The sequence below is a fragment of the Streptomyces sp. NPDC002958 genome (assembly GCF_055563255.1).
This window is the reverse complement of record NZ_JBVHDS010000002.1, coordinates 132,041-148,177: the sequence shown is the minus strand read 5'-3', so window position 1 is coordinate 148,177 and position 16,137 is coordinate 132,041. Positions and strand designations below refer to the sequence as shown.

Sequence of the window (16,137 nt, the reverse complement as noted above, 5' to 3'; positions counted from 1 at the left end):
GCGAAACGCCGTGACGCATCGGCGGAAACCGTGCTGGGCGAATCTCATGGCACATAACCGGCCCGCACTTTTTCCCCAGTGGTCCCGCACGCAGTGCCGCTCATCTCGCCCGCACGCGGCCGCACCGACGACGAGGAGACGCCGATGCCCCCAGGCATGACGACGCTTGCCGCAGACGCCCCGACGCTGTCTGCCGCCAACACCGGGTTCATGCTCATCTGCTCCGCCCTGGTGATGCTCATGACCCCGGCCCTGGCCTTCTTCTACGGGGGCATGGTCCGCGTCAAAAGCACCCTCAACATGCTGATGATGAGCTTCATCAGCCTCGGGATCGTCACGATCCTGTGGGTGCTCTACGGATTCAGCCTCGCCTTCGGTACCGACATCGGCTCCGTCATCGGCTGGAGCTCGGACTACGTCGGCCTCAGCGGGATCGGCATCACCCAGCTCTGGGACGGCTACACGATCCCGGTCTACGTCTTCGCCGTCTTCCAACTGATGTTCGCCATCATCACCCCCGCCCTGATCAGCGGCGCCCTCGCCGACCGGGTCAAGTTCACCTCATGGGCCCTATTCATCGCACTCTGGGCCACCGTCGTCTACTTCCCCGTGGCCCACTGGGTCTGGGGCGAGGGCGGCTGGCTCTTCGAGCTCGGCGTCATCGACTTCGCAGGTGGTACGGCCGTCCACATCAACGCGGGTGCCGCCGCGCTCGGCGTGATCCTCGTCATCGGCAAGCGCGTCGGCTTCAAGAAGGACCCGATGCGGCCGCACAGCCTGCCGCTCGTCATGCTCGGTGCCGGTCTGCTCTGGTTCGGCTGGTTCGGCTTCAACGCCGGCTCGTGGCTCGGCAACGACGACGGCGTCGGCGCGGTCATGCTCGTCAACACCCAGGTCGCCACCGCCGCCGCGATGCTCGCCTGGCTCGGTTACGAGAAGCTCCGCCACGGCTCCTTCACCACCCTCGGTGCGGCCTCCGGCGCGGTCGCGGGCCTCGTCGCCATCACACCGTCCGGCGGCGCGGTCAGCCCGCTCGGCGCCATCGCGGTCGGCGCCATCGCCGGTGTCCTGTGCGCCATGGCCGTCGGCCTGAAGTACAGGTTCGGCTACGACGACTCCCTGGACGTCGTAGGCGTCCACCTCGTCGGCGGTGTCGCCGGTTCCCTCCTCGTCGGCTTCTTCGCCACCGGCGGTGTCCAGTCCGATGCCAAGGGGCTCTTCTACGGCGGCGGTCTCGACCAGCTCGGCAAGCAGGCCGTCGGAGTCTTCGCCGTCTTCGCGTACTCTCTGGTCGTCTCCGCCGTCCTGGCCTTTCTCCTGGACAGGACGATCGGGATGCGGGTCGACGAGGACGACGAGATCTCCGGCATCGACCAGGTCGAACACGCCGAGACCGCGTACGACTTCAGCGGAGCGGGCGGCGGCGCGGCCCCGCGCACCACGGCCACCGCACCGGCACCGGGCAGCACGGCAGCAGCGAAGACGAAGAAGGTGGACGCATGAAGCTCATCACCGCAGTCGTGAAGCCACACCGGCTCGACGAGATCAAGGAGGCCCTCCAGGCCTTCGGTATCCAAGGACTCACGGTCACGGAAGCCAGCGGATACGGGCGCCAGCGCGGTCACACCGAGGTCTACCGGGGTGCCGAGTACACCGTCGACCTCGTACCCAAGATCCGCATCGAGGTCCTCGTCGAGGACGAGGACTCCGAACAGCTCATCGACGTTGTCGTGAAGGCCGCCCGAACCGGCAAGATCGGTGACGGCAAGGTCTGGAGCGTGCCGGTCGACACCGCGATTCGCGTACGGACGGGCGAACGGGGCCCGGACGCGCTCTGACCGAAGGTCCCGAAACGAAAGGCAGCCGGGTGACGAGCACCGAAGTGACCACCGAATCCGAGGACTCGGAACCCAGCGGCTACGCGGCGGCCCGGCTGCGCCTCCTCCAGGAGAAGGCGCAGTCCGGGCCGCCGCGCCGGGCGGCCCTCGCATCGCTCACCGACGACTGGCTCACCGCGCTGTTCACCGCAGCTGCCGAACAGACAGGTGTCCGCGGCGCCGCCCTCGTCGCCATCGGCGGCTACGGCCGCGGCGAACTCTCCCCGCGCAGCGACCTCGACCTCCTGCTCCTGCACGACGGCAACGCCGACACCGCGGCCCTCGCCGCCCTCGCCGACCGCATCTGGTACCCCGTCTGGGACCTCGGCCTGGCCCTCGACCACTCCGTACGCACCCCCGCCGAAGCCCGCAGAACGGCCGGCGAGGACCTCAAGGTCCAGCTGGGGCTGCTCGACGCCCGGCCCGTCGCCGGAGCCCACGGCCTCATCGCCGCCATGCGCACCGCGATCCTCGCCGACTGGCGCAACCAGGCCCCCAAACGCCTCCCCGCCCTCGACGAGCTCTGCCGCGAACGCGCCGAACGCCAGGGCGAACTCCAGTTCCTCCTCGAACCCGACCTCAAGGAGGCCCGCGGTGGACTGCGCGACGCCACCGCCCTGCGCGCCGTCGCCGCCTCCTGGGTCGCCGACGCCCCCCGCGAAGGCCTCGCCGAAGCCCGCCGCATCCTCCTCGACGCCCGCGACGCCCTCCACCTCACCACCGGCCGCGCCACCGACCGCCTCGCCCTGCAGGAGCAGGACCAGGTCGCCACCGCCCTCGGCCTCCTCGACGCGGACGCCCTGCTCCGCCAGGTGTACGAGGCCGCCCGCACGGTCTCGTACGCCACCGACGTCACCTGGCGCGAGGTCAACCGCGTGCTCCGCTCCCGGTCCACGCGCCCCCGGCTGCGCGCCATGCTCGGCGGCGGCAAGGCGGCCTCCCCGGAACGCACCCCGCTCGCCGACGGTGTTGTCGAAGCCGACGGCGAAGTCGTCCTCGCCCGCGCCGCCCGCCCCGAACGCGACCCCGTGCTCGTACTGCGTGCCGCCGCCGCGGCCGCCCAGTCCGAACTCCCGCTCTCCCGCCATGTCGTGCGCCACCTCGCCATCGCCGCACGCCCGCTGCCGGTGCCCTGGCCCGCCGAGGCCCGTGAGGAACTCGTCACCCTGCTCGGCGCGGGCGAGGCCATGGTCCCCGTCTGGGAAGCACTCGAAGCCGAAGGACTGATCACCCGGCTGCTCCCCGACTGGGAACGCGTCCACTGCCGCCCGCAGCGCAACCCCGTCCACACCTGGACCGTCGACCGCCACCTCGTCGAAGCGGCCGTCCGCGCCTCCTCCCTCACCCGCCGCGTCGGCCGCCCCGACCTCCTCCTCGTCGCCGCCCTCCTGCACGACATCGGCAAGGGCTGGCCCGGCGACCACTCCGTCGCCGGTGAGGTCATCGCCCGCGACATGGCCGCCCGGATCGGCTTCGACCAGCACGACGTGGGAGTCATCGCCACCCTCGTACGCCACCATCTGCTGCTCATCGAGACCGCCACCCGCCGCGACCTCGACGACCCGGCGACCGTCCGCTCCGTCGCCACCACCGTCGGCACCACCTCCACCCTGGAACTCCTGCACGCCCTCACGGAGGCCGACGCCCTCGCCACCGGGCCCGCCGCCTGGTCCGCCTGGCGCGCCTCCCTCGTCGCCGACCTCGTCGAACGCGTCGCCGCCGTACTCGCCGGCCGGGCCCCGGAGGAACCGGAACCCTCCGCACCCAGCGCCGAACAGGAACGCCTCGCCATCGAGGCCCTGCGCACCGGCGAACCCGTCCTCGCCCTGCACGCCCAGGCCGAGACCCCGAACGAGGACGGTGAACCGGAACCCATCGGCGTCGAGCTCCTCATCGCCCTGCCCGACCGCCCCGGCGTGCTGCCCGCGGCGGCGGGCGTTCTCGCCCTGCACCGCCTCACCGTCCGAGCGGCCGATCTGCGTGCGGTGGAACTCCCCACCGAGATCGGCGAGGGCGAATTTGCCGACCTGCTCCTGCTCAGCTGGCGGGTCGCGGCCGAGTACGGCTCCCTGCCGCAGGCCACCCGGCTCCGCGCCGACCTCGTACGCGCTCTGGACGGCACCCTGGACATCCACGCACGCCTCGCCGAACGCGAGGCCGCCCACCCGAGGCGGCGCGGGATGAAGGCCCCGCCGCCCCGGGTGACGGTCGCGGCGGCCGGCTCGCAGCTGGCGACGGTGATCGAGGTACGGGCCCAGGACGCCCCGGGGCTGCTGCACCGGATCGGCCGGGCGCTGGAACAGAGCGAGGTACGGGTGCGCAGCGCGCATGTGTCGACGCTGGGGGCGAACGCGGTGGATACGGTCTACGTCACGCGTGAGGACGGCTCGGTGCTGCCGGACGTGGAGGCGGCGGCACTGGCAAGGGCGTTGGAGGACGCCTTGCGGTGAGGCATGGCGGACCGTGCTCGTCCTCCTTGAACGAACGGAGAAGCTCCCCGTCGGTCAGGGGATGTTCCGGCATCCATCGCATGCGCACCCGGCGTGGATACCTGCGCCTCGCCACTGCGGGGGTTCAGCCCTTGCCGGTCGCACGCGACCGGCAAGGGCTGCCGCTTGCTCGAGCCAGATACTCTAGGGAGCGATCCACCACGCCCCCGACCCTGAGGACCGACGAGCGCCGTGTTCGATACTCTCTCCGACCGCCTTAGCGCGACTTTCAAGAACCTCCGGGGCAAGGGCCGCTTGTCCGAGGCGGACATCGACGCCACGGCCCGCGAGATCCGTATCGCCCTGCTCGAAGCGGATGTCGCGCTGCCCGTCGTCCGCGCCTTCATCGCCAACGTCAAGGAGCGGGCGCGCGGCGTCGAGGTCTCCCAGGCGCTGAATCCGGCCCAGCAGGTCGTCAAGATTGTCAACGAGGAGCTCGTGGGCATCCTCGGCGGCGAGACCCGGCGGCTGCGGTTCGCCAAGACCTCGCCCACCGTGATCATGCTCGCTGGTCTCCAGGGTGCCGGTAAGACCACCCTCGCCGGAAAGCTCGGTCTCTGGCTCAAGGGCCAGGGCCACTCCCCGCTGCTCGTCGCCTGTGACCTCCAGCGCCCCAACGCCGTCAACCAGCTCAGCGTCGTCGCCGACCGCGCCGGTGTCGCGGTGTACGCGCCCGAGCCGGGCAACGGCGTTGGCGACCCGGTCCAGGTCGCCAAGGACTCGATCGAGTTCGCCAGGACCAAGGTCCACGACATCGTCGTCGTCGACACCGCCGGCCGCCTCGGTATCGACCAGGAGATGATGCAGCAGGCCGCGGACATCCGCGACGCCGTCAGCCCCGACGAGATCCTCTTCGTCGTCGACGCGATGATCGGCCAGGACGCGGTCAACACCGCCGAGGCCTTCCGCGACGGTGTCGGCTTCGACGGCGTGGTGCTCTCCAAGCTCGACGGTGATGCCCGCGGTGGTGCGGCGCTGTCGATCGCCCACGTCACGGGCAAGCAGATCATGTTCGCGTCGAACGGTGAGAAGCTCGAGGACTTCGACGCCTTCCACCCCGACCGCATGGCGTCCCGCATTCTCGACATGGGTGACCTGCTCACCCTGATCGAGCAGGCGGAGAAGACCTTCAGCCAGGAAGAGGCCGCCAAAATGGCCTCCAAGCTGGCGTCCAGCAAGGGCAAGGACTTCACGCTCGACGACTTCCTGGCCCAGATGGAGCAGGTCAGGAAGATGGGCTCCATCTCCAAGCTGCTCGGGATGCTGCCCGGCATGGGGCAGATCAAGGACCAGATCAACAACATCGACGAGCGCGACGTGGACCGTACCGCCGCGATCATCAAGTCGATGACCCCGAAGGAGCGCGCCGAGCCGACGATCATCAACGGCTCCCGCCGGGCCCGTATCGCCAAGGGCTCCGGTGTCGAGGTCAGCACGGTGAAGAACCTGGTGGAGCGGTTCTTCGAGGCGCGCAAGATGATGTCGAAGATGGCGCAGGGCGGCGGCATGCCCGGGATGCCCGGGATGCCGGGCATGGGCGGCGGTCCCGGCCGTCAGAAGAAGCAGGTCAAGCAGGCCAAGGGCAAGCGCAAGAGCGGCAACCCGATGAAGCGCAAGGCCGAGGAGCAGGCCGCGGCGGCCCGTCGCGAGCAGGCGGCGGCGCAGGGCGGTGCGTTCGGCCTGCCGGCGCAGGAGGACAAGAACTTCGAGCTGCCGGACGAGTTCAAGAAGTTCATGGGCTGAGCGCCCGACGACATGCGCCAGGGGCGCCCACCAATGGTGGGCGCCCCTGGCGCATGTCCCTATGGCGCCTCTTGCGCATGCTCTATGCGGCGTGCCGTCCCGGACGCAGCGTCGTGCCGTTGGCCAGCTGCCCGGGGTTCAGGGACAGCGATACGGCTGCGGTGGCACCCACGTCCGCGAGGCTGTCCGTGTCCGGCAGCAGTTCGACGCCGTCCGTGCCGGGTCGATGGATCAGCACAGGCACGTACTCACGGGTGTGGTAGGCGTGCCCGATCGTGGGGTCGTTCCCGTGGTCGCCGGTGACGATCAGCCGGTCGCCGGGATTGTCGAGCAGCGCCACGAGCCCGGCGAGCCCGGAGTCCACCTGTTCCAGGAGGCGTCCGTAGCGCTCGGTGTCCTGCTGGTGCCCCGCCAGGTCGGTCTCCTGGACATTGGCGACGACGAGCGCGTCGCCGGGGGCGCGTACCGCTTCGAGGGTGTACGAGAGCACGTCGGCGGTCTGTACGGCCGGATGCCGCCGCGCTGCGTCGCAGGCCAGGATGTCGGCGGCCTTCCCGACGAGGGTGACCGGGATGCCCGCGCGGGCGGCCAGATCGGGGAGCTGGCGGGTGTGGTCGAGCTCGGCACCCAGGTGCTGAACCTCCAGGCCACCGTTGCGGTAGAAACCGGTGGCGGGGGTGTCGAGGCCGACGGTTCCCCCGTCACCGGGGCGCACGAAGCGCGTCAGCGGGCCGTCCGCGTGGCCGCCGACCGCGATGACCCGGGCGACGGGCGCGACCGCGCGGACGGTACGGGCGATGGCGAGGATGCCGCCGGGGCCTTCGAAGGGCAGATCGTCGAGGCGCCCCGAGGCGTTCCAGTTGATCCCGGGGTCGGCCTCCAGGTTGTCGTGGACGAGGATCGCCCCGTCGACCAGGAGGAGCGGCTTGCCGTCGAGCGGGGCGACGTGGTGCCCGGCCGCCTCCAGGGCTGCGGTCACCTCGTCGAGATGGTCGGCGAGCCGGGCCACGGTGACCCGGCTGAAGTCGGCGCCCATCATCGTCTGGTGGCCCGCGAAGGTGTCGGCGCCGGGGTAGCCGAGCGCGGCGCGGCCCGCGGCGACGGGCAGATGGGTACGGCGGGCGAGATCCGGGTGCGGGTGGACCAGGCCGAGACCGAGCGCGCCGAGTACCGGCAGGCGCAGCGGCCGGCCGAGGGCCGCGCGGCAGTGGTCGAGGACGTGCCCGCAGGTGTCGGCGGTGAGATCGCCGGGGCGCAGGGTGCCCGCGTCGGGCATGGCGCCGATGCCGAATCCGTCGATGACGACGATGACGGTCTTGGCCATGGGTGCCTCCTATTCAGGGGTCGGCCTTACAGGGCCCGGCCCTGGGCGTCGTACAGCCCGTTCAGTCGGGGAGTGCCGGAGGCGAGTCCGGAGACGACGGCGACGGTTGAGCGGGTGACGAAGATCTGGGTACGGAAGGCGAGCAGCGCGGTGTCGCCGAGCCGGACGTCCCGGCCGTCGGCGGGAGCGTCGAGCAGCCGGTAGTAGTCGATGTTCTCGGCGGGCGCGTCCTGTACGCCGAGGCGTGCGCCGGTGCGTGGCAGCAGGGCGCTGCGGATGTGGGACCGGGCGTAGAAGCCGCCGCCGCGGATCGCCGGGCGGCCGTCGTCGAGGGTGTGGGCGATCTCGCTGACGTACACGTACGCGGGCTTCTCGGGCTGCTGCGGGTCTAGGGCGTGCAGTGGGGTGGTGCCGGTGAGGGCGTGGCCGGGTTCGCCATGGGTGGCGCCGAGTTCGGCGAGCAGGGGGAGGGAGGCCATCGAGGTGGCGCTGGGGGCGCTCAGCTTGAGGTGCTGGTGTCCCAGGGCGGCCAGAACCTCGCGGGCCTTGAGGGCGAGCGCGAAGTTGGGGGTGGCGTGGGGGATGCCGGTCGCCGGGTCGCACAGGACGCAGGGGAAGGCGGTGACGCCCCTGATCCGGATGCCGGGCAGCTGTTCGGCGGCCTCGGCGAAGGTGTCGAGACGACTGAGCGGTACGCCGCCCTCCTGGCCGGGGTACACGGTGCCCTCGGCGCCTTCGAGACGTACGAGAACGTCCTGGACGAAGCCGAGCCGCTGGGCGGTCTCGGACACGGCCCGGGCGTTGGCGAGGTCGAACACGGTGACGGTCTCGGGGCGCCAGCCCAGCATTTCGGGCAGGGCGCGGCGGGGGATCTGGACCAGGTGGCCGAGGTTGCCGGCCTGCGCGCCCGCGGCGTGCAGGGTGCGGGCCTCGGGCGGGTCGATGGCGGCGAACCTGGGGATGTGCCGGGCGACGGCCCTGATCAGTTCGGGGTTGCGGCCCAGCTGTTTGACGACGAACCAGAGGCCGATGCCGACCCGTTCGGACTCGGCCGCCAGCAGTGCGGCATTGGCCTCGATGGCGTCGAGGTCCATCACATAGGTGTCGGGCGGGATCTCGCCGCGCCGGTGAAGGGTGGCCGCGGCGTCGACGAGCTCGGGGTTGCGGGTGAGCACGGTCTCGAGAAACACGGTCAACCGTCCTTCGGGTCGTTCAGCACGTCGAGCGAGCGGCGCAGGATGTCGATGACGAGATCCGCGCCCGCCCGCATCGGGTTGATGCGTACGGTCCAGTCGGCCAGCTCGGGGGAGTCGTCCAGGGCGGAGCTGGACATCCGGTAGAAGAGCGGCGCGATCTCGTAGCGCGAGTTGGAACCGACGGGGTAGGGGGCGGCTCCGAAGCGGGCGGCGACGTCGGGCAGTTCCTTCGCGACCGGCCGGTCGAGGCGGACGAGCAGGCAGCGGTCCTGGGCGTTGGCGATCCGTACCTCGGCGACGCCGTCCACCTCGCCCGCGGTCAGCCGTTCGGCGACCTCGGCGCCGACCCGGGACTGCACGGACCACATGACCGGTACGTGGGTGAGGGCGCGCAGCGCGTCGAGCGCCTGGTGGCCCTGGACCTGGCCGCCGCCGGAGTAGTTGTCGCGGCGGATGTGCCCGATCAGATCGCGGGCGCCGACCACGATGCCGACGCCTTCGGGGCCGTGCAGTTTGAAGAGGGAGAAGCAGGAGGCGTCGGCGCCGAGCTCCACTCCCGCGGCGGGGGTGCGCATCACGGCGTAGTTGTCGTCGACGACTGTGCGGACCCCGGCGGCCCGGCAGGCGGCGAGGACCCCCGCAGGGTCGTACGAGTCGGCGAGCCGCTGCCGGGTGTGCTGGACGTAGGCCCACCGGAACCGGCCGGACTCCAGGGCCTCGCGCAGCGCCCGCGCGTCGTTGAAGTCGACCTCGACGGTCCGTACGCCGATGCCGCGCAGCGTGACCTCGGTGGTGCGGTAGACGGGGGCCCGGTGGATGAGCAGCGGGTCGCCCGCCCGTACGGCGGCGCCCAGCGCGGCACGGATCGCGCCGGTGCCCGCGCCCTGGACGAAGGCGGCGTCCTCGGCGCCGAAGAAGTCCGCGAGCACGGCCTCGACGCGGGCGGTGGTGCGGGGGCGGCCGAGACCGGGGACGACGCCGGCGTCCGCGTCGAAGAGCTGGTGGCCCTCGAAGTGCGCGGCGGTGGCCTCCAGGAGCCGGAACTGTGTGGCGATCGCGTCGTCCAGCTCCACCGTCGCGAGCGGGAAGGTCTGCGGAAGTACGGGGCTCATGGGCGGATCTCCTCCACGCGCGCGCCGGTCAGGAAGCGCAGCGGATTACGGCGGGTCATCAGGTCGATCAGGTCGTCGTCGATACCGGCCGCACGGGCCTTGGGCAGGAAGCTCCGGAAGAGATGTCCGTACCCCTGGCCGCCCTCGTCGAGGAGGTAGCCGTGGCGGGAGATGTCGCAGCTGAGCAGTACCCGGTCGGCGTGCCCGGCCTCGATGAGGGCGAGCAGCAGCCGCAGCCGGGTGTCGTCGCTCTGGTAGCCGTCCTTGCCGACGGTGTCGAACGCGACGTACGCCCCGCTCGCCGCCAGCTCCTTGTGGACGACGGGGTCGTCGAGCAGATCCTGGTGACCGATGCTGATGCGGTGGGCCGGCAGGCCCTCGCCGGTCAGCAGCTCCAGCTGGGCGATTCCGCCGCGGCCGAGCTGCGCGTGGGTGGCGACGGAGAGTCCGGTGGCGAGGGCGGCCCGCGCACCGGCGCGCAGCACCTTGGCCTCGGGCGCTGTCGGGGTATCGCCGTGGCTGCCGATCTCGCCGAGGACGCCGGGGCGGATACCGGTGGCGCCGATACCGCCGTCGATCTCGCGGACGAGTGTGCCGGTGAGCTCTTCGACGCTGCTGTCGTCGATCTCGGGGGTGTGGAACGGTTCGTAGTACCAGCCGGTCGCGGCCACGACGGCGATCTGCGCGTCCCGGGCGATGCGGGCCAGGGCACGGACGTCGCGGCCCATACCGCGGCAGGTCAGTTCGACGACGAGGGAGAGACCGAACTCGGCGCGCAGGGCGGCGAGTTCGGCGGTGACCGTCGCGGCGTGAAGGACCGGGTCGAGGACGGCCGCGCCGTCGCCCCTGTGGTCCAGGTCGAGGACGAGGTGCTCATGGGCGAGGGCGGGGCCGGCCACGGAATCGGCGCTGAGATCGCCGGTGACGGTGCGCAGGGTGTGCGGTGCGGGACGGTTCATCGTGGGGGGCTCCTTCTTCGTGTACGTACCCGGCCTCAGCCCTTGATCGGGGTGAACAGGTCGAGCCAGTACAGGACGTTGAGGAGGATGCCGCCGACGATCACCGCGGCGGGAGCGGCGGCCATCTTCACGATCGGCCGGCCCATCGCCTCGTTCAGCAGGTAGAGCCCGCCGACGATGAGGATGCCGAGCCCGCCGCCCATGGCGTTGGCGGCCATCAGCGAGCCGAAGAGGATCGCGAGCTGAAGGGTGTCGCCGATCGCGCTGCGCAGGTGCTCCGAGGAGTCACGGACGCTGGGAAGCCTGCCGAGGACCTTACCGATGTACGAGAGGGCCAGGATCTCGGCGGCGAAGACGGCGGCGCCGACGATCGCTGCCAGGAACGGGTTCGGCATCAGATAGCCGATCGGGTACACCAGGGTGAATCCCGCGATGCCGTACGCGCCGGAGGCCAGCGCGGTCGTCGCGATCAGCGGGATGAAGCCGAAGACCCGGTAGAAGTCGACCTGGGCGGCCTCGACGTACTGCCCCTTGGCTATCAGGAAGCTGGTTGCTTCGCCGCCGCCGAATATGTGCATCTGGGCCAGCACGCAGACTCCGGCGCCCAGCACCATGAACAGCGGGAGGTACTTGCGCAGTCGGGTCGCGCTGGCGCTGAACAGCGAGGCCATCGGGTCGTCCTCCAGGACGACCTCGGTGACACCTGCGGCCCGGTCGGCCCTGCGCTGCTTGACGTCCTTGGAGACGGCGAGCGCGATGAGCATCAGCACACCGACGGCCATGGCGAGCGACCCGGCGAACATGTTCGGCCAGATCTTCATCGTCATGACGACCATGGCGAGTTCCAGGACTCCGGCGATGCCGCCCCACTTGCGGCCGAACTGCTTGGTGATGGCGAGCACCGGGAACAGCGCGAAGAGGTAGAGGATCGGCGTCGACATCTGCTGCATGGCGGTGATGAAGTCGACGGGCAGGTCGTGGGCGACCTTGTTGGCGCCGTCCAGTCCGAAGACGACGACCGCGCCCCAGGCGCCGCCGAGGATCGGCGCGAGCCACTTCTTCGGCGCCAGTATGCCGAGGATGTCGGTGGGCAGGAAGAGGAGCCACGGGTTGAGCACGCCGGTGGAGAGTGCCATCGGGGCGCCGAGCCCGAAGATGAACCCGGCGGAGAGGCCGAAGGAGACCGCCGTTGTCGCACTGCGGGTGGTGCGCCCCTGGACGAAGTCCAGCAGGAACGGACGCACGCCGTCGTTGAAGACGGCCAGAGCCATGTGCGAGATGAATGCCGTCAGCGCACAGAGGGCTATCACGGTCAGCTGCTGGGCCAGTGTGAAATCAAGGCTGGTGCCGGCGGCGAGTGTGGTGCTCACGAGTCACTCCTTCGTGCCCGGGATGAGGGGGATGCGGCCGGATCAGCCGCGGGCGGCGATGGCGCGCGCCATGAGCGGGGCGATGGCGTCGATCTGGTCCATCGAGAAGCCGAAGACCTTCTTGCCGTCGGCGATCAGGGCGGTGATCTCCTCCTCGGTGGGCACGCTCCGGCCGAAGGTGTGGCAGGCGGCGCTGCCCATGAGGCCGACGAGGACGCCGAGGGAGGCGCCGGCACCGGTGTGACAGGTGCCGAGGTAGAAATCGGCCTGTCCCACGCGGAGCTTCATCGCGGCGTCCATGTCGCTGGAGGTGACGACGTCGAGGGAGTCGATGCCGAGCTTGCCGATGGCCTGGGCGACCTCGACCTTGCCGACTCCACCGGTGAGGATCTTCGTCATGGCTGTCTCTTCTCTCTGGGTCTGTTTCTGCGTGCGGGGGGGGTGTCCGTCCGCGCGGGAACGGTCAGGAAGCGGGGGCGGCCGGTGACTGCTGGGCCAGTACGGCGAGGTGCATGCCGAGGAAGTTGACCTCCGAGTCGGGGAGCGCGGCGCCGAGCTCCCGCTCGGCCCGCGCGGATACGGCGCGGGCGCGTTCGACGGCGTCGGGGTGGCCGGCCAGTTCGGCGGCGACCTGGTCGTCGGTGAGGAACTGTTCGATCGGTTCGCCGTCGAGGAGCCGGGTGAGCGCCATCATCAGATGGCTGGTCAGCATGCCCGCGGTCGCTTCGGTGACCGTGCGGCCGTCGGCTTCGAGGGCGGTCAGCTCGGCGGTGACGAAGTCGGCCACCTCGGGCCTGACCTGACCGCCCTCGCGGAACAGCTGGATCCGCAGTGCGAGCTGCTCGTCCATGGCGAACCTCCTAAAATCAACAGTAACCAGGATTCTGTATTTTCCTATTGCGAAAGTCCCGCACGGATGAGATCTCCGTCACCGGACCCGTGCCGGTCAGTACGAGGGCATGCGCTCGCCCCGCAGTACTTCACTCTGCAGCCGGGTCACCAGGGACAGATCGAGTGAGTCCCGGACCGCGGCGAGGGCCTTCGTCCCGTCGGTCCGGCCGATGACGGCCGCACTGGAGTTGCGCAGCGACAGCTCCCGGGTGACCTCGTCGCCGAGTGGCAGCACATCGACGCCGAGCCCGAGCCGGTCCTGTACCTCGTCCAGGTTCCAGACGGTGGCGTCGACCTCGTCGCGGGCGAAGAGATCGCGCAGCTGCATGTACGAGGCCTCCAGCCACTTGATGTCCTTCCGGCCGGCGAAGACCCGCTCCACGAGCATGCGCAGATCCTCGGACGCGTGGTCGACGGCCACCCGCAGCCCGGGGGAGTCCGGGTCGACGCCGTGCCGCAGCAGCATGCCGTGCGCGCCGACGTAGGTGGCGGGGCCGAGGTCGGCGACGAGCTCCACCGGGTGCTCGGCGATCAGCTGGTCGGCCGCGAAGCGGGACAGGACGACGAGGTCGACCTTGCCCTCCAGCAGGGCGGCGGTGCGGGCGCCGGCGCCCCGCATGAACGTGATCGCGAACGGGGCGCCCGCCTCCTCGAAGGCGCCGCGCAGCCCGGTCGCCAGGCCTTCGTACCTGCGTGAGTACGGGAGCGGCATCGCGGCGAGCAGGGTGCCGAGTCCGGACAGCCGCCAGAGGACGGAGCGGTCCGAACGGGCAAGGAATGTGCCGAGATGACCACGGGCGGTCGTCTCGATCGCCCCGGAATCCTCCAGCAGCTGCAGCGCCGCCTGAACGGTCCCGTTTCCGCAGCCCAGCTCTTCGGCGAAGTCGCGCACACGCGGCAGGCGGGTGTCCGGCTCATGGTTGAGCAGCAGGACGGCGAGCTGCCGGGCGGCGAGGCCGTTTCGAGTGAGGAAGCGGTCATCGAAGTCGTTCACGAATGAAACAGTAAACAGGATTCTGGATATTGACAAGAAGTTTGCGGAAGGCTCATCCGCTGAGCCCCGCTTCCCCCCTGCGGGCCCACTAGGGGGCCCAGGGGGCGCTTTGGCTCGGTTTATCGGCTAATGTCACATGCACTGGCTGTCGGCAGAGGAGCGCGCGTGACCACCCCCGTACCTCCCCGTGACCGAACCGATCAGCCGTGGCGCTCCGAGGGTGCCCCGCCGTCACCGCCGCCGGGCCGGAAGATGCCGGGAGGCTGGCGCGGACTGCTGCTGACCGCGATCGCCGTTTATCTGATCGCCAATTTGGTACTGGCCCTCTTCAACGGGGGGAAAGAACAGACGATCGCTTACACGGAGTTCAGCAAGCAGGTCACCTCGGGCAATGTCTCCAAGATCTACTCCAAGGGTGAAGCCATCCAGGGGCAGCTCAAGAAGGAGGCGAAGGTCCCGGGGAGCGACAAGAAGTACACCGAGTTCGTCACTCAGCGGCCCGCCTTCGCGGCCGACGATCTCTGGGCCGAACTGGTCAAGGGCGATGTCACGGTCACCGCGGAGCCGGTCGTCCAGCAGCGCAGCCTCCTCGCCAATCTGCTGATCTCGCTGGCCCCGATGCTCCTGCTCGTCCTGCTCTGGGTGTTCTTCGCCCGCCGGATGGCCAGGGGCATGGGCGGTGGGATGGGCGGCCTCGGGCGCAAGACCCCGCCCAAACCCGTCGAGCTGGAGGGCGGCAAGCGCACCACCTTCCAGGACGTGGCCGGGATCGACGAGGTCGAGGGCGAGCTCAGCGACGTGGTGGACTTCCTGAAGAACCCGCAGGCGTACCGGAAGATGGGCGCCCGGATGCCCGGGGGAGTGCTCCTCGCGGGACCGCCCGGCACCGGCAAGACACTGCTCGCACGTGCTGTCGCGGGTGAGGCCGGAGTGGCGTTCTTCTCGGCATCGGCCTCCGAGTTCATCGAGATGATTGTCGGTGTCGGCGCGAGCCGGGTGCGGGAACTCTTCGCGGAGGCACGCAAGGTCGCCCCCGCCATCGTCTTCATCGACGAGATCGACACCATCGGCCGGGCCCGCGGCGGCGGCTCCGGCATGGGCGGCCATGACGAGCGCGAACAGACGCTCAACCAGATCCTCACCGAGATGGACGGCTTCTCCGGTTCGGAGGGCGTCGTCGTCCTCGCCGCCACCAACCGCGCCGACGTCCTCGACCCCGCCCTCACCCGGCCCGGCCGCTTCGACCGGATCGTTCAGGTCAGCCCGCCGGACAAGGGCGGCCGGGAGGCGATCCTGGAGATCCACACCCGCCAGATCCCGCTCGCCGACGACGTGAACCTGGCCCAGGTGGCCGGTACGACCCCCGGTATGACCGGCGCCGATCTCGCCAACCTGGCCAATGAGGCCGCGCTGCTCGCCGTCAAGCGCCGGCGGTTCGAGGTCAGTCAGTCCGACCTCTCGGACGCCCTGGAGAAGGTCCAGCTGGGGGCGGAACGCTCGCTCGTCATGTCGGACGAGGAACGCCGCAGGACCGCGTACCACGAGAGCGGGCACGCCCTGCTCGGCATGCTCCAGCCCGGTGCCGACCCGGTGCGCAAGGTCACCATCGTGCCGCGCGGCAGGGCTCTGGGCGTCACCCTCTCGACACCGGACGCCGACAAGTACGCCTACACCGAGGAGTATCTGCGTGGCCGCATCATCGGTGCGCTCGGCGGCATGGCCGCCGAGCACGTGGTTTTCGACATGATCACCACCGGTGCGGAGAGCGACCTGGAACAGGTCACCAACCTGGCCCGCGGCATGGTCGGCCGCTGGGGCATGAGCCACAGGGTGGGCAGGCTGACGGCCCTCCCGAGCGATGCCCAGCAGGCGTACGGACTGTCGGCGGCCCCCTCGACGCTCGACGCGGTGGACAGTGAGATGCGGCGCATCGTCGACGAGTGCTATGAGGTGGCGTGCCGGCTCCTGGGCGAGAACCGGGACAGGCTGGACTCGCTGGCCGCAGCCCTGCTGGAGCACGAGACGCTGGACGAGGCCGCGGCCTACCGGGCGGCCGGCATCCTCCGCCCGGGCAAGTAGCGGCTGGGGCTCAGAGCCTGTCGGGTGACTGCCGACCGGGCGGCCACGACCTGGCACGCACGCTTCCCGTGTTGTCGTCGTCAGCCACCAACGCTCCGCGTTG

The 16,137-nt window shown here is 70.5% G+C and carries 13 protein-coding genes; 5 read left to right on the top strand and 8 right to left on the bottom strand.

Annotated features, from left to right (window positions below; genetic code table 11):
- Positions 1–144 precede the first annotated feature (144 nt).
- From ACZ3IC_RS04135 to ffh, 4 genes are all read left to right on the top strand, one after another.
- Positions 145–1,503, top strand: coding sequence for an ammonium transporter (locus ACZ3IC_RS04135; protein WP_467413112.1), 1,359 nt, complete (start codon positions 145–147; stop codon positions 1,501–1,503).
- Positions 1,500–1,838: a P-II family nitrogen regulator gene (locus ACZ3IC_RS04130; protein WP_093899110.1), complete on the top strand. Its 339-nt coding sequence runs from the start codon at positions 1,500–1,502 to the stop codon at positions 1,836–1,838. Before ACZ3IC_RS04135 ends, ACZ3IC_RS04130 begins: the two co-directional genes overlap by 4 nt.
- Before the next feature lie 29 nt (positions 1,839–1,867).
- Positions 1,868–4,327, top strand: a complete 2,460-nt coding sequence (locus ACZ3IC_RS04125) for a [protein-PII] uridylyltransferase (protein ID WP_467412415.1) — start codon at positions 1,868–1,870, stop codon at positions 4,325–4,327.
- 231 nt (positions 4,328–4,558) lie between these two features.
- Positions 4,559–6,109 (top strand): signal recognition particle protein, encoded by a 1,551-nt coding sequence (gene ffh / locus ACZ3IC_RS04120; RefSeq protein ID WP_467412412.1) that lies wholly within the window; start codon positions 4,559–4,561, stop codon positions 6,107–6,109.
- Between the two features lie 82 nt (positions 6,110–6,191).
- Here the strand turns inward: ffh and ACZ3IC_RS04115 are convergent, their stop codons facing one another.
- The 8 genes from ACZ3IC_RS04115 to yhfZ all read right to left on the bottom strand — a co-directional run bounded on the left by ACZ3IC_RS04115 (position 6,192) and on the right by yhfZ (position 13,955).
- Complete coding sequence (locus ACZ3IC_RS04115; RefSeq protein ID WP_467412409.1) at positions 6,192–7,433, bottom strand: phosphopentomutase; 1,242 nt, start codon at positions 7,431–7,433, stop codon at positions 6,192–6,194.
- Positions 7,434–7,459: 26 nt separating this feature from the next.
- On the bottom strand, positions 7,460–8,623 hold the full coding sequence (locus tag ACZ3IC_RS04110) for an alanine racemase (protein WP_467412407.1): 1,164 nt from the start codon (positions 8,621–8,623) through the stop codon (positions 7,460–7,462).
- Between the two features lie 2 nt (positions 8,624–8,625).
- Positions 8,626–9,741 carry an aminotransferase class V-fold PLP-dependent enzyme gene (locus tag ACZ3IC_RS04105; RefSeq protein ID WP_467412405.1) on the bottom strand — a complete coding sequence of 372 codons (1,116 nt, stop codon included), beginning with the start codon at positions 9,739–9,741 and terminating at the stop codon, positions 8,626–8,628.
- Positions 9,738–10,700, bottom strand: coding sequence for a phosphotriesterase family protein (locus ACZ3IC_RS04100; RefSeq protein WP_467412363.1), 963 nt, complete (start codon positions 10,698–10,700; stop codon positions 9,738–9,740). The genes ACZ3IC_RS04105 and ACZ3IC_RS04100 overlap by 4 nt, the downstream gene beginning before the upstream one ends.
- Positions 10,701–10,735: 35 nt before the next feature.
- A complete protein-coding gene (locus ACZ3IC_RS04095) occupies positions 10,736–12,070 on the bottom strand; it encodes a YhfT family protein (RefSeq protein ID WP_467412362.1) in 1,335 nt (444 codons plus the stop codon).
- Positions 12,071–12,112: 42 nt separating this feature from the next.
- Complete coding sequence (locus ACZ3IC_RS04090) at positions 12,113–12,469, bottom strand: DUF2620 domain-containing protein (protein WP_467412359.1); 357 nt, start codon at positions 12,467–12,469, stop codon at positions 12,113–12,115.
- 64 nt (positions 12,470–12,533) lie between these two features.
- Positions 12,534–12,920 (bottom strand): PRD domain-containing protein, encoded by a 387-nt coding sequence (locus ACZ3IC_RS04085; RefSeq protein WP_467412358.1) that lies wholly within the window; start codon positions 12,918–12,920, stop codon positions 12,534–12,536.
- Positions 12,921–13,016: 96 nt separating this feature from the next.
- Positions 13,017–13,955: a GntR family transcriptional regulator YhfZ gene (gene yhfZ / locus ACZ3IC_RS04080; protein ID WP_467412355.1), complete on the bottom strand. Its 939-nt coding sequence runs from the start codon at positions 13,953–13,955 to the stop codon at positions 13,017–13,019.
- Between the two features lie 165 nt (positions 13,956–14,120).
- On the opposite strand from yhfZ, the gene ftsH reads away from it, so the two are divergent.
- A complete protein-coding gene (gene ftsH / locus ACZ3IC_RS04075) occupies positions 14,121–16,034 on the top strand; it encodes an ATP-dependent zinc metalloprotease FtsH (protein WP_467412353.1) in 1,914 nt (637 codons plus the stop codon).
- Positions 16,035–16,137 lie beyond the last annotated feature (103 nt).